The sequence below is a fragment of the Tenacibaculum profundi genome, from assembly GCF_052050075.1.
GTDB lineage: Bacteria > Bacteroidota > Bacteroidia > Flavobacteriales > Flavobacteriaceae > Polaribacter.
Genome location: NZ_CP197225.1, coordinates 1108803 through 1133183 on the forward strand (window position 1 = coordinate 1108803; position 24381 = coordinate 1133183).

Genomic DNA, 24381 nt, shown 5'->3' on the forward strand with positions numbered 1-24381 from the left:
ATAATAATGGTTGTAAAAAAAACTTTAATTATTGCTTTATTTAGCACCTTATTTCTTTCCAGTTTTAATAAGATTATTGATAAAACATCCTACAAGTGTATGATTCAAATGAAAAATTATACTGGAGAAGGTGCTTATGTTGTTATCTCTCTATTAGATAATCAAAATAAATACTTGGAAACCTTATATGTCCAAGGAGATGATGATGAATGGTATTCTGATATAACTGAGTGGTGGAATTTTCATGGTAAAACTAGAACTAATATTGATGCGATAACTGGAGCAACTATAAGCGGAGGACAACGGGCTATTAGTGTAATACAAATAGATAATAATAAAATAGACAATGGATACAAATTACGTTTTGAATCTGCTGTTGAAGATCAAGAATATTACACAGATGATGTTCTAATTGAATTAACCTCTGAAAACTTAAAAAATAAGTTAGAAGGAAAGGGTTTTATAAGATACATACGCATGATGCCTCAATAATACTATCCACAATATGACAACGTCTATTTGGAGATATAGTCATTTAATATTGGCTATATTTTCTTGTATTTTTATAATTATCGCTTCTGTAACAGGAGGTATTTTGGCATATGAGCCAATTGAAATACAAAATTCCCCTTCAAGCATCTCAAATTTAAATGATTACACACTAGCTAAAACTATTGAGAAGCTTCAAGAAAATTATTCAGAAATAATTGCTATTGAAATTGATGAAAACAACAGAATAAAAACTTCTTTAGTTACGAATGAAGGAACTAAAGAGACTTTCTATATAGATCCAAAAACTGGAAAAAAAATAGATAGTTTCATCAGACGAAAATCTATTTATAAATTTGCAACAACGCTACACAGGTCGCTTTTTTTAAAATCAACTGGAAGATTGATTGTAACATTATTCTCTGCTTTTTTACTGCTTATTACCATTACAGGAACTATCTTAATTATTAAAAGACAAGGGGGAATTAAACAATTCTTCTCCAAGATAGTTAAAGAACAATTTGAACAATATTACCACATAGTTATAGGTAGAATGGTACTCATCCCAATCTTGATAATATGTGCTACAGGAATTTACTTATCGCTAGACAAGTTCAATATTTTATCTAAAAAAAAAACAAAACACGCTACTTCTTTTGTGGAAAAAGATTATAGTAAAATAAATATCATCAACTTCAATATATTTAATGAGACCTTACTTTCATCAGTAAAAAGTTTAGAGTTTCCCTTCTCAAAGGACGCAGAAGATTACTTCAAACTAACGAAAAAGAATGAAGAGCTTTATATCCATCAATATTCTGGTGAAATTCTAAGTACTTATTTTATCAGCAGAACTGAAAGCATGGTAAACTGGAGTTATATTTTACACACTGGAAATGGAAGCTTTTTTTGGTCTATAATTTTATTAATCTCAACTGGCGGTATCATTTTTTTAATATACTCAGGATTCTTCATTTTTTTTAAAAATAGAAATACCTTTACCAAACTATTAAAAAATAAATATGGGAAAGACGAAGCTGAATATGTAATTTTGGTAGGATCTGAGACAAATAGTACAAATTACTATGCTAATATTTTAAAAGTAGCGCTTGAAAAAAATAACAAAAAAGTTTATACTACAAATTTAAATAATTACGACGCCTTTAAGAGTTGTCAAAATTTATTAATACTTACAGCTACTTACGGAGATGGTGAAGCACCTTCGAATGCTAAAAAATTTGAATCTCTTTTTGAGAAGATTCCAACTAATAAACGTCTAAAGTACGCTGTAGTTGGATTTGGATCGATGGCTTATCCAAAATATTGTGAATTTGCAGTAAAAATTGATAATTTAATGAGGACTAAGGCTACTTTTAGACCTCTTTTACCAATAACTAAAATTCATAATCAGTCAATACATTCTTTTAAAAATTGGGTTTTTAAACTGAGTGAGGTAACTGATCAAAAACTAAAGGTTGAGATAAACAAAAAAAATCCTAAAAGTCAGAACTATTTTAAAGTTATTTCCAAAACATATACTAATGAAGATCAGACTTTTTTAATAAAATTCAAACCTCATAAAAATATAAAGTTTAAATCAGGAGATTTACTTTGTATCTACCCTGAAAACGATATTGTTGAAAGACTCTATTCGATTGCACGGATAGATAATATTATTCTTTTAGCTGTTAAAAAACACTATTTCGGTGTATGTTCCAACTACCTAAACAGTCTTCGAAATAATGAATCGATAAAAGCAATAATCAAAAAAAACTCAAACTTTCATTTTCCCAAAAAAACTAATGAAATTTTACTTATATCCAATGGTACTGGTATTGCCCCTTTCATTGGTATGATAAATGAAAATACTTCAAAGATAAATACTCATTTATTTTGGGGGGGAAGAACGAAAAACTCATTTGAGCTATACAAAAAATTTGTAGATAAACATATTCAAAGCGGACAACTATCTACATTTCATCATGCCTATTCAAGAGAAGGCAAAGATCGTAGATATATTCAAAGTACTTTGAAAAATCAAGAAAAACTAGTTTGTTCAGTAATAAAAAATGAAGGCTTAATATATATTTGTGGATCTATTACAATGATGAATGAGGTTTTAAAGGTTATTGAATTTATATCTCTAAAACACTTTAGAATATCTATTGAAACTCTTAAAAAGAAAAACAAAATAAAAACGGATTGTTATTGAGACTTCTAAACATCATCTAAAATTTAACCATCTTTGACCTTTATAAAATCTCTTAACAAATAAGTAAATAGTAATTGTATTTTATTTCAATAAAAATATTTCAATTTTTGTTTTTTTTAGATTCTATAATACATTTAATCTATAATTATTATTTTTCTATAGCTTTAACATTATAATTCAAACTGTATTAATCACCACATAACATCTTATCATCGAATAATTTAACACTAAAAGTTTTATTAATTTATATTTCAAATATCATAATATTTTTATTTGATATTTGTTATTTAACTTAGGAGAATAGAATCTCTTAAAAGAGTTTCTCATTCTCCTTTTTAATTCTTCTAATAAAAAATTGAAATTATTTTTATCCTTTAAAAAAAGAATAGTTACAGTTTTCTTGGGGAATAATTTTGAGTTTCTTTAAATCATACCCTTGCAGAATTAAGTTTCTAAAAATTTTAAGAAGTTCATTTTTTTGCCTAACTGTGGTTATTCTTGGCGTTCTACTTAATATAAATAAGGAATTACGAGTAGGATCACTAACCACTGAAAAACTATATGGTTTATGAAAACCATTATTCACTAAATCAATTATCCAATAATCTCCGTATATTGGACTAGGTGGGAAATTAACTTTTAATTTAGCGTTAGAAAGTGTGTCAACCACAATAGCTTTACCGGCAGCACCCCCTGTATCATTCCCATCATTTCGAATGCATTTATTTACAACACTTAACCCTACATCAATAATACCGTAATTCGCTACAGTACAAGAACACCCCTTATTAAAAGGTCGTGGAAAGTTAGCTATACCATACCAGCGACCTGTGTATCTCGAAATATCTACGTAATCTACGGTGTGGACAGGAGCTAACGGAGTTGTTTTTTTTTCTTCTTCAAAAACTATAGTTTCATTGCTCGTTATGGTATTCAACCATAAATTTATGTCATCACTTGTTGCTACTCTTGATAGTTTTTCAATAACTACCGAACTACCTGAATTATCACTCTGTTCAAAAGAGTTGTCATTTTCGCAAGCGATTAAACACAGTAGACAGCTTAGTATTGTAATCAATAAAATTTTAGGAAAGGTTTTCATTAATTTTTGAGTTTAGTTAATTATTTTTTATGAAACACTATTTTAAGCTTACGAAACTAAACTTAAAAGTTGTGGTCTTTGTTTACTTAAAGTTAGCAAACTATAAGTACATTTAAAATAAGGAATCCCCCTATTGTAAAACCTCAAAAACCCTATAAAAGACAAAACAGATATTAAAATACTAGTTTATTTCCACTATAATTTTTTGAGTCCCTTATATTCAATAAAAATAATAACCCATCTAATTATTCCTTTATAAATAGGAATGTTACCAAAAATTAACATTAAAATTTGCTTAGCTAGATTTTTTTTCAACTAACCCATATGAGATTATTTAATAATTATTTCTTTTCTTACTACTGATCATAAATAAACATACTTAAACAAACAAAATATAATTTGAAAATTTGCCTTACATATCTATTGTAAGAATTTATAAATTTTACATTAGAAAGAATAATGTCAACGATCTTTATGTAAAAGAAAAAAACTATTCTAAATAAAGACTCAGTGATAAATAGGCACTTTTTTCCTTTATTCTATAATTCAAAATTAACTTTATATTTTATGATTACACTTATCTGAAAAATTTTAAATTTATTTTGAAAATAACAATCATGTTACTTTTAAAGAAAACTTATTTGATTCCTTTCGTATCGCTTTTTTTGAAGCTATAAAATCCATAACAAGAATAAACTGTATTATTATTACTAAGGCATTTCTAAACTCCAAACTGACACATTTTAAAAAAGATTAAATTTATTTCTTTTAAAACCTATTTTTCGTTAGCTATTAATAAAAAAAATAATCTGATAAGGTTTTAATATCCACCACATGCTGTGACAGTTACATCCTCATTTATGAATTTTAACTCATAATTATATCCTTTCTCTATAAATCTTATTTCAAAAGTAGCAGAATAAGCTTTATCTCCAGTTGGAAACCAACTTTTAACTTTTTTATTAATGCTAATAAACAATCCGTTTTCATCGCCTATAGCACAAAACTTTTCAAAGTCGCCATCAAATTTTTTCATCCCTGTAGTTCTATGAATTTTTCTGAAAATTTTTTCAATACTGTTAACAGGTATTCCTATTTCTGAAATTTCTAGCAATGAATCAGCACTAAATTTTGTTTTGCTTTTATTTTTTATATTTTTTCTAGCTATAAATTCAATAATATTATTATCTAAATCATAAAAATAAATAGCCTTAGCATTCCAAGATCTAAAATCTTGAATTTCATTAAGTCCTACTTTAAGAATTTCTACTCGCTCTTTTAGCCACTTCAGAGCTTCGTGCTCTCTATTACAAGGTATATTTATTGCTAGGTGATAAGGATGAGAAATATCACTCTTAACCATTTGAATTCTTGAATTTCCAATCTGAAAAGTAGTATAATTTTCAGAGTAATCAATAACCTTTAGTCCAATTATTTTTGAATAAAATTTAAATTGACCTTCTAGATTCTTAGTGTATATTTTTAATTCTCTTATTTGCACCTTACCTTTCACTTAATTCCATTTTCAAATAGACATTTTAACCTTCCCACAAGACCACCAACACCACCAAAAAATGAATTACAACACATTAAACATCTAATCTCACAAATTCACTATATTGGATTTAATAATATAATTATTTTAACTAAGTAATCTGTTTCCATAACAAACTTAACTTTACTATGAGATAGTTCATTATTTCAATAAATTCATACTATTTAAACTAATACTGAATATGTAATTTAAATTAGACTTTTTTTAAGAATGCGCTATTTTAACCTATAAATTTTCTATTCTGCCCAAACAAAATAAATTCGTAATAAGTTTAATTATTTTTTCATTAATTTATTTTTCTTGAACTTAGAATTGTTTTTTTTATTCTTAAATAACTTATGTGTTCTATTTAAATTCTTAATTTACTAAAAATCTATATATTTTTGAATCAAACGAAAATTATAATTCGTTTTAATTTTTTTAGGGGATAAAGACTGCCGCACTAGGCAGTCTTTTATTTTGTCTCTATTTAATATTATATATTGTTATTAGAACAATTTTATTTTAATCCTCTTATCGATTTAAAATTAAAGCTAATTTCTCTAGTGGGTTTCAATTAATGAGATAAAAAACAAATTATTCAATTATAAAATTCTTTTTTATATAGGTAATCAGAATAAATGAAAAATATAATATGAAGAAGTCAAAACTTTGTAGTTTTAAACATAAAAAATTAACTCAAAAAATATTTTAAGTTAATAATAACAAACTCTTTTTATTTAATTTCTTCAATTATTTTTTTTAAAGTTTCACGATTTAAACTACTCGTATATTTAGTAATCAATTCTCCTTTAGCATTATAAAAATAAGTTATTGGCCTTGCATTAATACCATATTCAGATAAATTTTCAGTGCTTCTCAAATAGTTAAAACTATAAGAAGTCGATTTTGAAAAATTATTGATTTTTGTAGAAGACTCATCTGAAATCATTACAAAATTTACATCATCATCTAACTCTTTCTTTACCTCTTCAAAGTGTTGAAATTCTTTAACACATGGAATGCACCAAGTAGCCCAATAATTTACTACTAGAGGTTTTCCAAGATACTCATATAATTCAACCTTAGTTCCACTTAAATCTGTAACTTTAACTTTGTTTAAAGCAATATCTGGTTGAACACCAAACTTTAAATAAATAACTACAACTGTAAGCGCAAAGAGCAATCCACCCAATATAAATCCTATCCAAAATGATTTTTTATTCATAATTTATTTTATTGAAAAGTTACCAAAAATTACGAATATCAAAACCGTAAACATAAAGAAGCACATAAAACCAGCTAGTAGTCCAATCGTAAAACTTATTTTTTTATTCATTTTATTATTGTTTTTATTTTTTTAGTTTCTATATAGACGATTCGTTAAATTAAATGTAACAATGTTAATTGAAATTTTATTAAAAAATTACCTAGAAAATTTTATCAATGGATTCTATTTACAAGATTTTATAATATAAAGCATTTTTTAAATTAATTTATCTTAGTTGAAAATACATTTTTGCTTCATACTAATATTCTGATAAAAATTAATGTAGCGAACAATTTGATATTATAAACTTATAAAACTCTTTCAAATTATAATTTTTATGCTAGTACATTTCACAAAAACTTTTCTTTAACTACAAAAAACAATATTATGTAAAAAGAAACCCGCTCTAAAATAGAGCGGGAAAATTGCTATGAAAAAGAACTCAAGACGTCTCTTGAGTATTACTAAATTATAATATTTTTTTGATAAAAAATAAATTTAAAACAAAAAAAGATATCATCGTCTTTAAAAAGACAGAATATTTAAAATCAGTATTTTAAAAATATTTTTTGCAAATTTCACGTTAACTTATAGGCGATAACTATACTAAATTATTAGTGTAATTATTTAATTTTGTCTTTTAGTCTTATTTAGAATCAAAGTTATTTCTTTCCTCTGTAATTTTCAATCCTTTTAGAAAATTCTTAAATAAATTATTCTTGTCGGGAAAATATACTTTTAAATAAAACTTAAGTAGACAACAGTGTCTAACAAACAGTCATAAAAAAATAAAAAAGTTAACTGTTTTTAAAATATCAAATAAACTTTTCTACTCATAACCTTAATTTTGATAATTCTAGCGTTACTTTATCGTCTATTCATCGATTGATATCAACAACTTATCAAATATTATGAATCTCATATAATAATTAAAGTAATTTTAAATAGTTTCATGTTTAGTTAGTTATTTAATAAAAAGAGAAGAAGTACTCTAAAAAGGTTACTTCTTCTTTTTTATTCCTCCTATTTATAATTAATTTTCTTTGTGTAGGTTACATTAAACACAATCTTTTAAAATTTTCAAATAAAAACCTCAGCTATTATTTTCATCACCTATCAATCTAAAACATTCTTTAACACATTATAGTACCTCGAAGCAATAAATTCTGCTCCTAATAAATTGTAATGAACATCATCAGCCAAGAGGCTATCGTCAAAACCTGTAAACATATCAACTGCTATTACTTTTGATGTAAGTGTAGTTTGATTAATAGCCATATTTAAAACCTCTTGCCGCATATTATTAATAAAACTTGTTAGTTCTGGTGTCATTATATCTGAACTACCCGGTGACATTTGCTCAATAATAATTATAACATTTGTATTATTTTCTTGAAGAATGTCAATAATAGCGTTAATATTTAAAACTGCTTTTTCAAAAGATAATCCATTCAGTCCATCATTCCCTCCTGGCGAGCTAAAAAGAACAATATCTGGAGATCCTGTTTGATTTAACCAATCATTTAATCCCTCCAATATTTGACCTGAAGTCCATCCTCCTCTTCCTTCATGGTCTTTATCAAAACTATCTGAATTAAATAATGGGTATGACGCTTCATCAGATTGTGTTCCAATAAAATCGAAAAACCAACCATTTTCTTTCAAATCTTTCCAAAGTTCATAACGATAACTTTCATATTGAGGCCTTGCTCCCTCAACTCTTGAGGCTCCTAAATTAAGAATTTTATAATTTGAATTATTTTCTAACTTGGGCACTATTTCGTCATCGCTACTACACGTATTTAAAGTGAGTAATGCTGTTGCTAGTATTAAAGTTCTTAAGGCTGATTTTATCATAATTTTGATTTTCAATTATAGATAGTATTATCACTATCTAGATCTTCTTTTAAAGAATAACAAAAATTACAATCTAATTTTAAAAAAAACAAACAGCTGAAAGATAATTACTTAACACAAATATAAAATATTTATTTTACTATTATTTCAATAATAGATTTAGACCACCTCTTTAGTGATTAGAAATTTATGTTTCAACATCAAAATTTCAGTATAAATGAAGAATTATTTTTTGAAAACTTCTATTATCTTTTTATCTACTATCAACCATAAATATTTAAAAAACACCAACCATCCATTTAATTCCGGATTCGTTTTATTTCCGTTCCCTATTCGTTTTAGTTGCTCCTCATACCATATTATATTCATCATTCCATCAATTGCTTTTACCCCTGTTCTTTTTATTCTTGTTTGAAACTCGTTACGCTTTCCTTTTAATATATCATTTGCCATATTAGGAAAAACAGCAAAGGGCCTAGCAACCCCTATAACATCTAACTTATTTGACCCAACGGCATCTTGCATTACTAAAGCAGTACGGAACCCTCCCGTTAGCATTAAAGGGGTATCTGTTATTTTCCTTACTTTCTCTATATATTTCATAAAATACGCTTCTCGCTCTTTTGTGCTCGTTTTCTGTTTTCCCATCATCATTGGTGACTCATAGGTTCCTCCTGATACTTCTATTAAATCAATTCCCTCATTTGAAAGGATTTTCACAACTTCCATTGACTCTTCTTCTGAAAAACCACCTTTTTGAAAATCTGAAGAATTTAATTTTATTCCAATTGGAAATTTATCTCCTACATAAGCTCTTATTTTGCGATAAACTTCAACAACAAATCGTGTTCTATTTGCTAAACTCCCCCCCCATTTATCTTTTCTTATATTTGTTTTGGGTGATAAAAATTGACTAATTAAATATCCGTGTGCTCCATGAATCTGAACACCTGAAAATCCTGCTTCTTTTAATATTAACGATGTATTTGCAAAGGCATCAATTACAGTTAAAATTTCACTTTCTGTTAATGCTTCAGGTATTTTTGAGGACACATTTTTTCTTCCGCTCATTTTTAGCGGTACTGCAGATGGCGCTTTCAATTTTTTATTAATTTCTTTCATAGCTTGGCGACCTGGATGGTTTATCTGAGCCCATAAATGTGTTTCAGTGCCTTTTACCGAATTCGCCCATTGGGTAAGGATTTTCATATTTTTTCTATCCTGTACAACTACATTCCTAGGCTCTCCAATAGCATCTGAAGTAATCATAATATTTCCTGTAATAAGTAATCCGGCTCCTCCTTGTGCCCATTTTTTATATAAGTTTATTAAGACAGGAGTCGGCTCATGATATCTATTGGATAAATTTTCACTCATAGCAGATTTCGCTATTCTGTTATGTAAAACTACTCCATTTGGCAACATCAAATTCTCTTCTAATTCATTCATAAAATATTTATTAAAAATTTAAAATGAAACGAAGTTTATGAAATTATATTTAAAATATATAAGCTTTTTTTGTTTCGTGTTGCTTAGTTTTTCTTTAATTTATTTATTGAATTCTATCACAAATAGATAGTTGAAGATATTTTTTTATAGGCAAATTATATCTGAATATAAAAAAGCTCTCATAAACTTGACTTTTGAGAGCTTTTTTTATAAAATAATTAGTTTGGTTAGTTACATTGTTTAATTTCTTAAAGCATAACTTGCTCCTTTTCCAAATTCACCTAAAATTAGTAGTAAGCGTCCCAAAAATAACTTCACTTTTTTTATTAATAATTTCCCCATAATAATAAAATTTAATTTTTTTTACTTTTTTTGCTTGATTAAACAACATTATAAAACTACTCTATAAAAATCATTTTCTTTAAGGGATAACCGACAACTATGTAGTGTTTTTCCGCGTTTTAATAAAACATACGCTCCTCAACACAAATGACAATATATTATTTGCCACGACTTAAACTCTGAGCTATTTTTCTTATTTTAAAGATGATTTTTATAACCAAATTTTAATAAAAATGGAACTAAAAAACAAGTTAGAATAACTCTATGAAAGAGTTGAAAAATTAAAAGTGAGTATAACCACTGAAGAAGCTACCAAAAATGCTTTTATCATGCCCTTTCTTCAAATATTAGGCTATGATGTTTTTAATCCCACAGAAGTACTTCCTTAGTATACAACAGATATTGGAACTAAAAAAGGAGAAAAAGTTGATTATGCTATTTTAAAAAATGAAACACCTGTAATCATTATTGAATGTAAACACTGGAAAGAAAATCTAAACTCGCACAACTCACAACTTCATAGGTATTTTAATGTTTCCAAAGCCCGTTTTGGTATCCTTACAAATGGTATTACCTATAACTTCTTTACTGATTTGGAATCGCAAAATATAATGGATGAAAAACCTTTTTTAACTTTAAACTTAGAAAACATAAAAGAGTCCACTGCAAAAGAATTAGAGAAGTTTTCAAAATCAGCATTTGATATTTCTAGTATTGTTGATTCCGCAGAAGCATTAAAATACATAAGGGCAATAAGAACAGAATTTGAAAATGAAATCAGATGAACTTATAAAACTCTTAGTAAATAGGTTCTATAATAAGCCCATTACAGCTAGTAGACTTGAAATGTTTAAAGATTATGGTAAAAAAGCAATATCATCGTCAATAAACGATGTGGTAAATGCTAAACTAAAATCAGCTTTAAATATTAATGAAGAGAAAGCCAAAGAAGAAGAAATTATAGATAATGATCTTCCTAAAATAATTACGACAGAGGAAGAAATTGAAGGTTTTCAAATAATAAAGGCGATATTAAGGGAAAAAATAGATGGCCAAAGAATATCCTATAGAGATACCCAATCATATTTTGGAATTCTTTTAGATAACAATAATAGGAAACCAATATGTAGACTTTACTTAAACAATAGTAAAAAATATTTAGAACTTTTCAATAATGGAAAAAATAACAGTAAGAAATACAGCATAGAGACTCTTGATGATATTTTCCATTATAGAAATGAACTATTCTCTACATTAAAAAAATATCTAGATAAATTAGAGACCGTGTAAACCTCTATTATAACATTCAAAAGCCCTTCTTACTTTACATAAAACGATAAAACTAAAGTATTTTATAAAATCAAATTACTTTAAATTTTCACATTTTTTTAAAATTAAATTTCAAAGTGTTGGTTAAAATAATGATTAATTAAAAAAGTTCTCAAAATGTTGGACTTCGAGAACTTTTTTATAAAATAATAGTTTGGTTAGTTTACTTTTTTAGTGTCTTAAAGCATAACTCGCTCCTTTACCAAATTCGCCTAGAATTAATAGTAAGCGCCCCAAAAATAACTTCGTTTTTTTTATTAATAATTTCCCCATAATAATAAAATTAAAATTTCTTTTATTTTTTGTGCTTAAAAAAACAACAATATAAAAGTACTTCTTAAAAACAATTAATTTAAAGGGATAACCGACAAGATTTTAGTGTTTTTCCGCTTTTGAAAAACGGGTTAGAATATTTTTTTCAAGCCATCTAATTTTTTAACAGAGACACATCCGATTTAAAAGCTTTTAACCTTTCATTGGTTACTAACTAAAAAGTTGTTTTCAAATTGAAAACTATTTTATTCTTTTCGTTTAGTTTACTCTTTTTAGACATATTCTTTTGTTTTTAAACACATAATCTAATCAAAAATACGACATGTACTCTTTTCGACTAATATAAGATATACATTTGCTATATGATTAATCCAATTTAGAATATTAATGATTGATTTTAAATAATTAATACTTTTTGTCTAAGGCTATCAGAGCTAAACAATCCCCAAAACAATTCCTTTCCCTAAACATGTTCTGGTAGCTTTTATCAATTTTAAAAAACTAAAAAACAACACTTTAATTAATACGTCACTAATACTACACAATATATTTTTTAACTATAAGATTATACATTTGCTACATAAAGTTGTTAAAAGCTATCAGATTTATCATCGAAATACTAATACACCCCTTGCGATGCTCTGATGGCTTTTTTCTATTGTGAATTGATTGTAATTGACTTATGATGATTTTAAGCTCTAAGAACTTTAATAAATATGCTATATTGTTATAGTTTTATTGATTTAAAAAATATTCTTACCTGAACGCTATTTATCAAATCTTTTCACTACTCTCTCTTATTTTGTTCGTTATCGATTTGAAAGATTCAATGGACTATCTTTTATTTATCCTTGCATAAAAAAATATTTTGAAATATCTCCCGAAGAACTCTCAAAATATTTTTCAATACATTTTTTTAAGTTTTTTTTATTCAAACACTACTTTAAAAATGATAACAAAACACAAATGAATTATTATCATGTAATGATCAACTTTTTTTCCGACTAATAAACACGTGTTAGAACAACTTCATATTAATTCTAACCATATTAAGGGGGTAAAGACTGTCTAATTAGACAGTCTTTTTTAATTCCTTACAATAATTTACAAACAAAAAAATGTGTCAATTTCATATTTTAATGAAATTGCTATTATTATTTCATTTGATATTAGATAAAACGTTTGCTATTTTAAATCGTTATCTAAAACAATAAAACCTTTAATTATTTTCAAACAAGCCAAATCAATTTTTGTAGATTGTCGGAATCACCAAAGACAATTGCGTTCTGATTAAATTGAATTCCTATTTTTTTAGCATTACTTAACGTAATATTATGAATAAAAAAACTTTCCTCAGCACTCCAATTATCATTAGCCGGAACCCCTTTTCCTAAATTAAAATTATAGCCTTCTTTAAGAATTATTTTTTGAAGTTGGGAGTTTAATAATTCGTTTTCAAATTTAGAAAGCTCATTCGAAAAAGGATTAAAAGCAGTTATAAAAGCCCAAGATTTAATGTTACACTTCTTACACCAAATATTAAATTCGTGATTTAGGGTATCCAATCGTAATTTATATGTATCCTTTTTTCCTACTATCTGATAGGTAGTTTCCATATAGGCTTTTTGTAAAAACTCATTCATACTTTATGAATTAAAACACTTTCTACTGGGTCCCAAACCTTTATATAATTAGCTAAAACTTTATCTTCTTTTTTGAAAACCTCAATTCCCGAAATATAACTTGGAAGAAGATTCATTTTTTGCTCTGCAAAGGGTCGCTCAGGCGGAGGAATATAATTTGAATCTCTTTTTGTAAACAACTGATTATTTTTGTCTCTTAAATGTTTTCCAAAATTCACCCAACAATTTTGTCCGCGAGTTTCCATTGATAAAGCTGCTGCGGCAAGAGGCGAAAACATCTTCAAATGGCTAAACCAAGCCTTATCTTCTCCAACAGGACCAAAACCATATCCGTCCATGGCGTGTCCAAAAATATCATGTACTATCCTAAAAACATCATTAATAACCAACTCATAACCATTTATTGTTAAACCGGTCTTATTTAACATTACATTATCTTTTATTTCAACCTCTCCTCCAAAACCTGCTTTTGTTTTAAAAAAATATATATGATGATTATGAATATCAAGTAACATATCAAAACTACTTGCATAAGGCTCTCCCTCTCCCTCATATGGCTCAAATTCTATTTTTTCATTTTTTATAAGATAATTAAACTGATTCATAACTTCTTTTGCTAATTGTTTATATGCAGCTTTTACTAAATGACTATTTGGTTTATGCTCTAAAACATCGTAAACATCAGCAATCATAATACCTAATGTACCTGTCATTTTATCTCTATACCTGAAAGGATAAGAGCCAACACCAAAATTATTTTTATAATTTGAAGCTATCTTAGTTAAGATTGGACAACTACCTCCGTACAAAACTTTTAGTGTACATTTTTTAATTAACTTTTGTAATTTTTCCATTCTTAAATATCTAAACTTTCATTAAACAAGAATTCCCAATCGATAACAACTTCTTCAGAAATAAAACTAGGAAAAGGGTGGAGTCCTGCTTTCAGATTTGAATACATAAGTAAATCAACCCCCTGATTGTGAGCATAAAAAACAGGGTCTAAATACCTCATTAGCGTAGGTTTTTCAACAAAGAAATTAATTGGTCTTTTTTCACACATAACCTCTTTTGAATCAAACTTATATCCAAACTCATCTTCACCTCCCATATTCGCAAGGTATTTTGATTGAAAAGCTTTTTTATCGTAATTATCACTTATTGAATTTTTAACTCCTGTAGCTGTCACCACGGCAAACATAGTTTTTGCTAATGCCTCAATTTTAACTTTATCATTAAATAGATAAGCTTCAAAACCAGCTAATTTAGCCTTTTGTACATTTATTAAGCTCTTATCAATAACAACTATTTTTTTTGTCTTTTTTTCTAAATAGTGAACTATCCCTTTTCCTACTTTTCCATATCCAAAAACCATGAAACTTTTATCAGATATATCTTCATGGGTTAATTTTTCGAAAGCTCTTACAAAGGCTTCTCCTGTTCCTAAAACACCTTCTAAGCTCTTAATTTTGCTTTTGTCTACCGATATAATTGGATATTCATTTTTACTTGAACCATATTTGTTTGAACCTGTACCTGTAATTTCAACAGCTCCTATTCTAGGAGGACAGCGAAAGATTAACTCTGCCGCGCAATCTAAATGGACATCAAAAATCTCTTCACTATTAATATCATGTAATTGTTTCCATGTTCCTCCTGCATCAACAAACTGATTGATTAAATTTTTATCTACCTCCATGAAACTGGGAGAAGTTATTGTTAGGTCTGCCCCTCCCTCGTATAATATACCTAATTTTACAATTGTTTCTTTTGTGAAGGGAATATTATGTAAGATTTTCAACCCTTTATAAGGCTTTGCTACTTTTACTCTTTTTAGCTGTCGATTTAGAAATGGCATATCAGTAACTTTATAATTACTTTTGATACTCTCTATAAATTTAAGGATACTATTCATTACATATTTTTATTTTTGTTATTCTAATTATCTTTGTCTATATTTTGTTTCTAGCTTACTTTCTTAGTATGTATTTAACACTTTCAAAACTTTTTTAACACTTCAAAAGCATACTATACTTCAGTAAACCTCGATAATAAAAGTTAGTTTCTTCTTTATTTTCAAACATTATAATCTATACAACAATAACAAATAACTATCGAAAACACACAATACATCATAAAATCTTATATAAATTTGTAGTGGGATTTAATTAATAAATATTATGGGGAAAAAAACAATCGAAGGGATTCAAAGACTTTTTAGACATTTCTTACTTACGTTAGCAGAATTTGGTAAGGCAGCCAGTTATGCAATAAATAAGTAGTATGTTTGAAATAATTTTGAAGAAGCCTCCAGTTTTAAAGTAAAATTGGAGGCTTTATTTTCTTATTTAATACGCTTTAAAAATTATCAGAAACTCAGTATTTTTTTGTATTATTAAAAGTTCTACTAAAGTTAAATTATAAACATTTCATATATCAAAACTGCCCAGAAATTTCTTTCCGAGCAGAATCAGTAAGTTTGCAAAATGAATTTATGTAACCTGTTATTTAATTGCCTAATATAAACTTACCTTCTTAAATTATTTCTTTTTTAGTTATAGTTTTTAGCAGATACCTATCTAGTTTTTTAGTCTTTGCAAACTCCACATTTCATGCTACGATTTAATTAGATTTTCTATAAAACTAGTCTAATATTTCAATTAGATTTTTAAATTGTTTTTCAACTACCTACTCAAATTAAGTTATAACCAATAACAAACATAGTTTTTAGTTCATAGTATTTTAAATAAGTTACCTAATAACAAATTTATAATAGTAATATTTAATAAAAGTATACTTATTACATATTACACAAACTCAACATCAAAACACTCAATAATGGACACTTAAAAAAACTAAATAAATTCAGTTTTTGAAAAATTGATTTTCAACTATTTAATAAAAATAGTATACTAATTTCAGCACCCTTAAAAACTACTTTTAATTTTGTCTAATAAAAATTGGAACCTAGCAATAATAAATTCTTTAAATAAGTCATTCTTTCTGAACTTAAAACAAATGCTAGTGCTCTACAGAAAATACGCTATTATAATTTTTACTAAAATAAGAATCTAATACAAGGTATAACTAAGTAATTATACTATTTGACATACACAGTATAACAAGGGCTTTTCTATTATCTTACTAATGGTTGATCTATATTCTTTTCAGTATAATCCCCTATTTTACTATTCATTTTATTTATTAATCTTTACCATGTCGTTTTGAGGTACTAATGTATTAACTAAACATCACAACTTCATACTTTTCAATCTTCGAAAGTTATTACGAAGCTGTCTCCTAGCGACTTTAGTTACATAGCTAACAATTATTCTAAATTAATTAAAAAGGCGATTAAATTTTAGAAGGGTTTTTATTCGTATTTTAAACTGAAAGGAGTTTTTTAACTCCTTTCTTTTTTATTAATCGTTATTCAAATCATATTACTTAAGTTTAAACTCTTATAATGAGGTAACAGCTTAAGCTTACTTACTACTAGTTAAATATAAATATGTAAATTAAAAAATAAGTTTAATCGATATTATTAATATTCAGTTTCGAATAAAAGTAGATATTATTCATGAGACCGTCCTTAAATTCAACTGTCTCATTTTTAAAAATCACTGTTGAATCGTTAACCCACTTGGCAACGCTAGGTCCCCAACCTACGGGTTCATAAAAACCTATTTCCTTTAAATTTCCATTATTATTTTTAAAAAGTTGGAAACCATTTCTACTATAGCCAGCTTCAATGTCCACGCTTACAGATATTAGATAATTTCCCTTATTAGAAAAATAAGGTCTACCAAATAAATTCAGCTCTTTCCCGTCATTTTCATTTATTAATTTATAACCATTACCTTCTCCCCATTGTGTACGAATAGCATAAAATCCATATTTCTCAAAGTAATATTCGAATATATTTAATTGATAGACGTCAACGTTTGAAGAAATTAACTTCCATCCTCCATTTTTTATTTTTAAATGCAACCCTAAAGAATCCCTTTTGGCATAATCTTCATTCAGTTTTAAAAGATATTTTTCTATCTCTAATTCTTTTTCATAATCATTATCATTAATAGCAATTAATGAGTCCAAGAACTTTGATTCAAAATAGTGATCGGGTATATAAAGTGAATCTGTATTTTTCAAACTAACTAATAGAGAATCTTTAAAATACAAAAGTGTATCTAAACTTTTTGGATCAAATAATTTTTCATTTTTAACTATTTCTTCTTCTTTTACTTTTTCAACCTGCCTACTTTTTTTATGGACTACTTCTTGTTTTGAGGAAGAATCAATTTCAATTTTAAAAGTATTTTTTCTGGTTTCCTGTTTACATCCTAGATTGATTAGACATGATAAAATCAATAATGCGTTTTTCATTTTTTGGTAACTAAATAACAATTAACCCTTCTACCTTCAAAGGTAGTATTTATTTAACCACGCAGGCCTAATGAGTTAGTTAATTTTATAAACAATTTGATTGACCTAGCACGCTCTGATCCTACTTAAATTTATGATTTGTAAAAAATCTAAAATTTAATTTTAAAATTTTAAGGCAATCGCACAAATTTCTTAGTATTTATTTAACAAACGAAACTCCATATTTAGCTACTAAAGTAGCTTTTTTGTTTCTTTAAATTATTTTTTTTGATGCTATTGAAATTTCATTAAAAAAATTTTCAAATCCTCCTGGAGTAATAGTACTAATGGTAATATCAGGCAGCGTATCAGTGTTAGTAAAATTATATGTAATTCCTTTAGGTAATTTGATAAAGTCCCCTTGCTTCACATCTATTTTTTTACTCCCAAAATTAAAAGTATAGTTACCTTTTAATATATAAAAAGTTCATCTTCGTTTTTATGGACATATAAAGGAGGTACTTGATTTGGAGGTTTTTCAGAAATAATTACTTAAAAATTTTTCAACAATTTTCATCCTAAAATATTCCATTTTTTTCTTCATCAGCTTTTATATGTAATAACTTATCAGAAGCTGACTTATTTTTTATAAGTTTCTGTTTTTACTTTATGTTGACAACAAAAATATAATGTAATTAATACTAAAAAATTATCTGTTATTAATTTAATAATCAAGCTTTCATAATACTTAAGATTCTGTTTTATTCATTAAGTATCTTGTGGGTATTTTCTATTCCTTACTTGAAAATATTTTTATTTTTTTAAGGTTTTTACTTTTTTAAGTTGTACCACTTCCTTCTTATAGCAAAGAATAAGTAATGTCAAATACTAGATCTTATAATGGTTAAACCTCACAGTTTTTTAAGTAGTATCCTCTATTTTTTATTGTGTTTTTTTTATATAATTTTGATTAAATAATTTAGGGATACTGCGTATTAACCAAACTTTCTTAACTATTTATCTCTAATAAGATCTGGTGAGAAAATAATACGCAGTTTTATTATTAAACTACTTTTTATCAAAAACTTAAATTAAAAACTCAAAAATATCATCCTAATGTATTCTATAGCAAAAACCTAAAACAACCGCTATTATTATCACTCAATATTATCATTCCAAACCTATTTTTTGTATTCTTGATCCAATAGTAAATTCTTTCATTTCTTTTTGTAACCCTTCAAAATCTTTTCGGTTTACCTTCTTTACTACCTGTCCTTTTTTTAGTAAAAAAATTTCATCACAAGTTTCTGATAATGTTGAAAATATATGAGATGAAATTATTACTATCTTATTTAAATTCTTTAGCTCATTAATCAACTCAATTATTATAATATTACTTTGAATATCAACACCATTAAATGGTTCGTCAAGAATAAATACTTTATTTTTCTGTAAAAGAATTGCAGTTAATGCTAATTTCTTTTTCATCCCTGTCGAATAATTTGAAGCATATTCATTTAATGGTAAGTCAAAAATATTCTTATCTTCAATTTTTTCAATTTTAATATTTCTAGCGTTGGTAAGTAATCGAATATATTCTTCCCCTGTTATTTTAGAAAAAAAGAACGGATCTGTTAATAAAAACCCTACATGATCCTTTAATTTTTTTATATCCGATGAAATACTTCCTTTATAACTTTCTAAACCAGCAATACAATTAAAAAGCGTAGTTTTACCTGCACCATTTTCTCCAACAACTCCATAGACTTTTCCTTTTTTAAATTTCATATTAACGGAATCGATAACTACTTTATTACCATATTTTTTAGATAATTTATGTATTTGTATCATTTAAAATTAAATTTAATTTTTTAATTGATTGAAAGTAAAAGTAAGGTATTATGACTAGTAACGTTGGAGGAAACTTAAGACTAAGTAATATCAAAAATAATTGTGGTAAATGCATTTTATTGGGGTAAACCGAGTATTTTGCTAAAACTACTGTTATCAAATAGACGAAAGAGAGACACCAAAAACCTATTATAATTAAAATATTTTCAAAAAAAAACAAAACTATAATCAAAACAACAGGCATGCTTAGTAAGGCAAAAAATAAAATACTTGTTTTAATTTTGTAGACTAGAAATTCTTTCGGGTCTAGATTAAAACTCCAGACGAAATAATCTTTTTCGGGATTAAAATAATAGGTTAAACAAACACATGCTACTGAAATAATTGAAAATATTCCAAGATTGAAATTTTCCACTGAAACCGACATATAAGTTAAAAAATAAGTACCCAATAAAATGAGGAATGTTTTCCTAAAACCTATTGTAAATTCAAAAGGCTTATTTCCAAAAGGTGTTGGCATTATAAAATTAGTATTGATAGCAAAACTATAAAAAGCTAAAAATACAGCTATAGCAATTAAAACTAAGCCATGAATAAAAAAACCTTTGTAAATTAAAAAAACTAAAAAAGGAAAGCTTAAAATAAAATTTTCTAAAACTCTGATTCTATAGTAATTATATGAATTGAAAATCAGTTTTAAAAAATCATTTCGCTTACCTTCTCCCTGCGCGAATACATAAATAGTTGCTAAAAAAAGATACAAATAGCTCCCCCCCCTATCTAAAGCAATAATATATTGTGATAAATAATAAAAGCCTATCAATAAAATTGAGTATGCCATTATAACTGACATACCAAATTCAGTTATTTTTCTATTAAGCATTTTGTATTGCAAAACAAAATAATCTTTCATTTTCAATATATTTAAAACATATAATATTTTAAAATTCAATACTACAGTTTATTAAAAAAAATAAAGCATGCAATTTAAGTTGCTATACATTTCTCTTATTTGTCGTTATTTTATCATAAATGTAACTTAGATTTAGCTAAAATTTAAAAAGAAGTATATTTAGAATAGAATAAAATCTTAAAGTAGTTGATAAAAAATCATATGAGAGCTCTAAAGAATAATCTATTTCTTACTTAGAAATGAAATTTATATCAGAGATACTTGTACTTAAGAGCCTTTTTCTATTTTACACAAACCTATTTCAAAAAAAGAAGCTTAGATAAGCTTCTTCAGTTATTTTTTAACCTATATAACTATATTAGGCAAACTTTCATTATTTTTCATGACGAAATTACCACTATTAAATTGTAAATCTCATAAGCTTTTTAATCTTATCAACGTTTTTATTAGACGTCAATATTTCCAATAATTTAAATGCAACATCCAATCCTGTAGCTGGACCAGTAGATGTAATAATATTTCTATCAACTACAATTTGTTTGTCCTGAATGATTACTCCAAAACTGACAAGCTGCTTTCTTCTTACTCCATTACTTAAATCATATGTAGTTGCTTTTCTTCCTTTTAACACCCCCGATTTACCAATCGGCAAGGCTCCAACACAAATACTTGCGATAACTTTTTTTTCTCTATCAAATTCTCTAATCAAATTAAGAAATCTTTCATCATAAGCATCATCATAGAACCCTGCATCTTCAAAACCACCAGGTATAGCTATCGCATCAAAATCTTTAACATCAACATTATCAAAATCTAATTCTGGCCTAACCTTTAAGTTCCAAGTACACTTAATTTCAGATTTTAATGCTGTTGTAACCATTTCAACAGGCTCATTTCCTAATACTCTACTCCAACCAATTACATCTGTAAAAACTGCTGCTTCATACTCTTCAAAGCCTTGGGCAAGCAATAGTAACACTTTTTTATTTTTCATGTCATGTTATTTAATTATTGACACCAAAGATATTTTGGTTATACATAAGTAAAAAGGACAATCAATAATCGTTTTAGGACATTCTTTTTTTAATTTTAGAAGGCAAAGAATCGTAATACTTTTCAACAATAACTCTAAGCTGCTTGGATGTTTTATAACCACATAAATTAGCTATATAGTCAATTTTATAGTCGGAGTTACTTAACAAACTTTTCGCTTTTTCAACTCTCAACTTTGTCCTATATTCAGCTATCGTTACACCTGTTTGTTTCTTAAAGGTGCGAGTTAAGTTACGGGGACTAATATGCACTAATTCTGATAAAGATTGAATTGTTGATGATTTCTCTAAATTATGGATAATCCAATCTTGAACAATATGGATTTTTTCATCTTGATGGCTTCTATTCTGTAAATATACACTATCCTGTTCATCTTTAGAATGCCGTCTTTTATAAACTACCAAATCTTTTGCTATCTTATTTGCAATCATTTTACCATGCCTTTCTTCAATTAAAAATAATGCTAAATCAATACCTGTAATTACTCCTGCACTGGTGTAAATATTATCTGATTTGTTAAATAATATACCGTTTTGCAATTTTAAAAGCGGAAAGTAAGTTTGTAGCTTTTCGATAAAATTCCAATGAGTAGTGCACTCCTTTTCATTTAGTAGTCCCGCCTTTGCTAAAAGATAAGCTCCATTACAAATACTACAAATAGTTGTTTTTTTACAATTGGCTTTATTTATCCATTCAAAAAAAGCTTGATCTTCAAAACTATCAAACATTTGAAATGTGTTTGAACCTGATATAAAAATAATATCATTTTCTGATGGATTAGTTTCTCTAAAATCTTTTAATGAAGAGATTGTTAACCCAGAAGAACTTTCCACAACTAACTGGCTACCGACAAAATTAAAATGATAACCAAAGCCCAGTCTTTTCGCTTCTTCAAATACTTGTAAAACACCACTAACATCAAGAATTGTTACTTTTTGGGGAATATAAAAATAAACTGTTACTCCTGTTTGCTCCATATTTCATTTTGCTTTTAATCATTTACTACAAGTAGATATTAACAATATCTCTATCGTTTAAAATAAAGATAACTTAGTTATGTAACTAACTTTATTTTTATTTAAAGTATCAAAAACAAAAAAAAGTAATTTCTATTTTAGAAACACGAAATTCAATTTTTATTTTTTTTTTCTTGTTCTTCTTTATATTCAGTAAGAGACCTATAAAAACTAAAACACATGACAATAATTATTATGGCAAAAGGAACACCTGTAAGTATTGAAGCTGTCTGTAAAGCTGTTAATCCTCCCCCTATTAACAAAATCGAAGCTATCAGTCCTTCAATCGTAGCCCAAAATATTTTTTGCCCCTTTGGAGCATCGTGTCTTCCTCCTGAAGTTAACATATCAACTACAAATGATCCAGAATCCGATGAAGTTACAAAAAAACTCGCTACAAGAATAACCGTTACTACAGAAGCAAATTTGGTATAAGGATATTGCTCTAACAAATAATATATTGCAGTTGCTACGTTGTTATTGACCGCTTCTGTTATGGTTGAGTTTCCAATTAATTCTTGATATATAGCACTTCCTCCAAATACAGAAAGCCATAAAAAAGTCAATAATGTTGGTACTAAAAGAACTCCTAAAATAAATTCTTTAATAGTTCTTCCTTTAGAAATTCTTGCTATAAATATGCCTACAAATGGAGACCATGAAATCCACCAAGCCCAATAAAATACTGTCCATGAATTTTGCCAATTTTTTTCTTTACCAACGCCATTGTAGGAATTTGTCCAAAAACTTAACTCAAAAAACTCATAAATATAATGACCTATGTTCTGAACAAATGTTTTTAATAGAAATAATGTTGGCCCAACAAATAGAACGAGTAGTAGTAAAAATATTGCAAGACGCATATTCCATTCACTTAATAACCGAATTCCTTTATCGATTCCCAAAATTAGAGACAATGTTGCAAAAAGAGTTATTACTACGATTAAAATTACCTGTACTGTGACACTATTTTCAATACTAAATAGATATTCCAAACCTGCATTAATCTGTTGTACACCTAATCCAAGTGATGTCGCTAAACCAAATAAAGTAGCTATGACTGATATGATATCGATTATATCTCCTATTGGTCCATGAATTTTTTCGCCAAATAAAGGGTAAAAAATAGACCTTATAGTTAATGGTAATTTTTTGTTAAACGTAAAAAAAGCTAATGCAACACCTACAACTGCATAAAGCGCCCAAGCATGAACTCCCCAATGCAAAAAAGTAACCCCCATTGCTTGTTTGGCTGCTGCTACCTTATTCCCTGAATCATCAAGAAAAGGATTACTTTTAAAGTGAAAAATTGGTTCAGCTACACTCCAGAATAATAAGCCTATTCCCATTCCTGCACTAAACAACATGGAAAACCATCCCATTTTACTAAATTCTGGTTTGGCTTGATCTCCTCCAATTCGAATGTTTCCAAACCTCCCAAAACCTAAAAAAAGAGAAAAGATTAACAACCCATTTACTAATAAGATAAAGAACCACCCTACGTTATTTGCTACAAAATTTTGAGTATCAGAAAACCATTTTTCCATAGGTTTACCAACAATTAGCGTAGTTATCACCAGAGTTAAAACAATAAGTAATGAAACTATAAAAACAGGTCCATTTGCTTTAATTCCAAAGAATGTTTTTTCATCACTTCTTATTTGTTGATTCATAATTTATATT

19 protein-coding genes and 1 pseudogene are annotated in these 24381 nt (G+C 27.0%); 5 read left to right on the forward strand and 15 right to left on the reverse strand.

What is annotated here, in order from left to right; all coding sequences use genetic code 11:
* The first annotated feature begins 6 nt into the window (after positions 1–6).
* Positions 7–492 (forward strand): DUF2271 domain-containing protein, encoded by a 486-nt coding sequence (locus ACSIGE_RS04465; protein ID WP_440881590.1) that lies wholly within the window; start codon positions 7–9, stop codon positions 490–492.
* A gap of 13 nt (positions 493–505) precedes the next feature.
* Complete coding sequence (locus ACSIGE_RS04470; RefSeq protein WP_440881591.1) at positions 506–2701, forward strand: PepSY domain-containing protein; 2196 nt, start codon at positions 506–508, stop codon at positions 2699–2701.
* 367 nt (positions 2702–3068) lie between these two features.
* On the opposite strand, the gene ACSIGE_RS04475 is transcribed toward ACSIGE_RS04470, so the two are convergent.
* From ACSIGE_RS04475 to ACSIGE_RS04495, 5 genes are all read right to left on the reverse strand, one after another.
* Entirely contained in the window at positions 3069–3803 is a 735-nt protein-coding gene (locus tag ACSIGE_RS04475; RefSeq protein ID WP_440881592.1) for a lipocalin family protein, read from the reverse strand.
* Positions 3804–4623: 820 nt separating this feature from the next.
* Complete coding sequence (locus tag ACSIGE_RS04480) at positions 4624–5316, reverse strand: VOC family protein (protein ID WP_440881593.1); 693 nt, start codon at positions 5314–5316, stop codon at positions 4624–4626.
* Positions 5317–6073: 757 nt separating this feature from the next.
* A complete protein-coding gene (locus ACSIGE_RS04485) occupies positions 6074–6565 on the reverse strand; it encodes a TlpA family protein disulfide reductase (RefSeq protein ID WP_440881594.1) in 492 nt (163 codons plus the stop codon).
* A gap of 1158 nt (positions 6566–7723) precedes the next feature.
* A complete protein-coding gene (locus ACSIGE_RS04490) occupies positions 7724–8464 on the reverse strand; it encodes a GDSL-type esterase/lipase family protein (protein WP_440881595.1) in 741 nt (246 codons plus the stop codon).
* Between the two features lie 225 nt (positions 8465–8689).
* A complete protein-coding gene (locus ACSIGE_RS04495) occupies positions 8690–9913 on the reverse strand; it encodes an NADH:flavin oxidoreductase/NADH oxidase family protein (protein WP_440881596.1) in 1224 nt (407 codons plus the stop codon).
* Positions 9914–10722: 809 nt separating this feature from the next.
* On the opposite strand from ACSIGE_RS04495, the pseudogene ACSIGE_RS04500 reads away from it, so the two are divergent.
* The 3 genes and pseudogenes from ACSIGE_RS04500 to ACSIGE_RS04510 form a co-directional block, all read left to right on the forward strand.
* A pseudogene (locus ACSIGE_RS04500) lies at positions 10723–10803 on the forward strand (hypothetical protein); the annotation flags it as partial.
* Positions 10804–10848: 45 nt separating this feature from the next.
* Complete coding sequence (locus ACSIGE_RS04505; protein ID WP_440881597.1) at positions 10849–11040, forward strand: hypothetical protein; 192 nt, start codon at positions 10849–10851, stop codon at positions 11038–11040.
* Positions 11027–11545 carry a hypothetical protein gene (locus ACSIGE_RS04510; RefSeq protein ID WP_440881598.1) on the forward strand — a complete coding sequence of 173 codons (519 nt, stop codon included), beginning with the start codon at positions 11027–11029 and terminating at the stop codon, positions 11543–11545. Before ACSIGE_RS04505 ends, ACSIGE_RS04510 begins: the two co-directional genes overlap by 14 nt.
* A gap of 1541 nt (positions 11546–13086) precedes the next feature.
* Here ACSIGE_RS04510 and ACSIGE_RS04515 read toward each other — a convergent pair.
* From ACSIGE_RS04515 to ACSIGE_RS04560, 10 genes are all read right to left on the reverse strand, one after another.
* Positions 13087–13500, reverse strand: coding sequence for a DUF3293 domain-containing protein (locus ACSIGE_RS04515; protein ID WP_440881599.1), 414 nt, complete (start codon positions 13498–13500; stop codon positions 13087–13089).
* Positions 13497–14354 (reverse strand): hypothetical protein, encoded by an 858-nt coding sequence (locus ACSIGE_RS04520; protein ID WP_440881600.1) that lies wholly within the window; start codon positions 14352–14354, stop codon positions 13497–13499. Before ACSIGE_RS04520 ends, ACSIGE_RS04515 begins: the two co-directional genes overlap by 4 nt.
* Positions 14355–14356: 2 nt before the next feature.
* Entirely contained in the window at positions 14357–15415 is a 1059-nt protein-coding gene (locus ACSIGE_RS04525; RefSeq protein ID WP_440881601.1) for an NAD-binding protein, read from the reverse strand.
* Between the two features lie 1616 nt (positions 15416–17031).
* Positions 17032–17886 carry a hypothetical protein gene (locus ACSIGE_RS04530; RefSeq protein WP_440881602.1) on the reverse strand — a complete coding sequence of 285 codons (855 nt, stop codon included), beginning with the start codon at positions 17884–17886 and terminating at the stop codon, positions 17032–17034.
* A gap of 253 nt (positions 17887–18139) precedes the next feature.
* On the reverse strand, positions 18140–18343 hold the full coding sequence (locus ACSIGE_RS04535) for a hypothetical protein (RefSeq protein ID WP_440882183.1): 204 nt from the start codon (positions 18341–18343) through the stop codon (positions 18140–18142).
* A gap of 692 nt (positions 18344–19035) precedes the next feature.
* Positions 19036–19716 (reverse strand): ABC transporter ATP-binding protein, encoded by a 681-nt coding sequence (locus ACSIGE_RS04540; protein WP_440881603.1) that lies wholly within the window; start codon positions 19714–19716, stop codon positions 19036–19038.
* Complete coding sequence (locus ACSIGE_RS04545; protein ID WP_440881604.1) at positions 19700–20629, reverse strand: ABC transporter permease; 930 nt, start codon at positions 20627–20629, stop codon at positions 19700–19702. The genes ACSIGE_RS04540 and ACSIGE_RS04545 overlap by 17 nt, the downstream gene beginning before the upstream one ends.
* 400 nt (positions 20630–21029) lie before the next feature.
* Entirely contained in the window at positions 21030–21608 is a 579-nt protein-coding gene (locus ACSIGE_RS04550) for a DJ-1/PfpI family protein (RefSeq protein WP_440881605.1), read from the reverse strand.
* Between the two features lie 88 nt (positions 21609–21696).
* Positions 21697–22659 (reverse strand): GlxA family transcriptional regulator, encoded by a 963-nt coding sequence (locus ACSIGE_RS04555; RefSeq protein WP_440881606.1) that lies wholly within the window; start codon positions 22657–22659, stop codon positions 21697–21699.
* Between the two features lie 152 nt (positions 22660–22811).
* Positions 22812–24371, reverse strand: coding sequence for a BCCT family transporter (locus ACSIGE_RS04560; RefSeq protein ID WP_440881607.1), 1560 nt, complete (start codon positions 24369–24371; stop codon positions 22812–22814).
* Between the last annotated feature and the right edge of the window lie 10 nt (positions 24372–24381).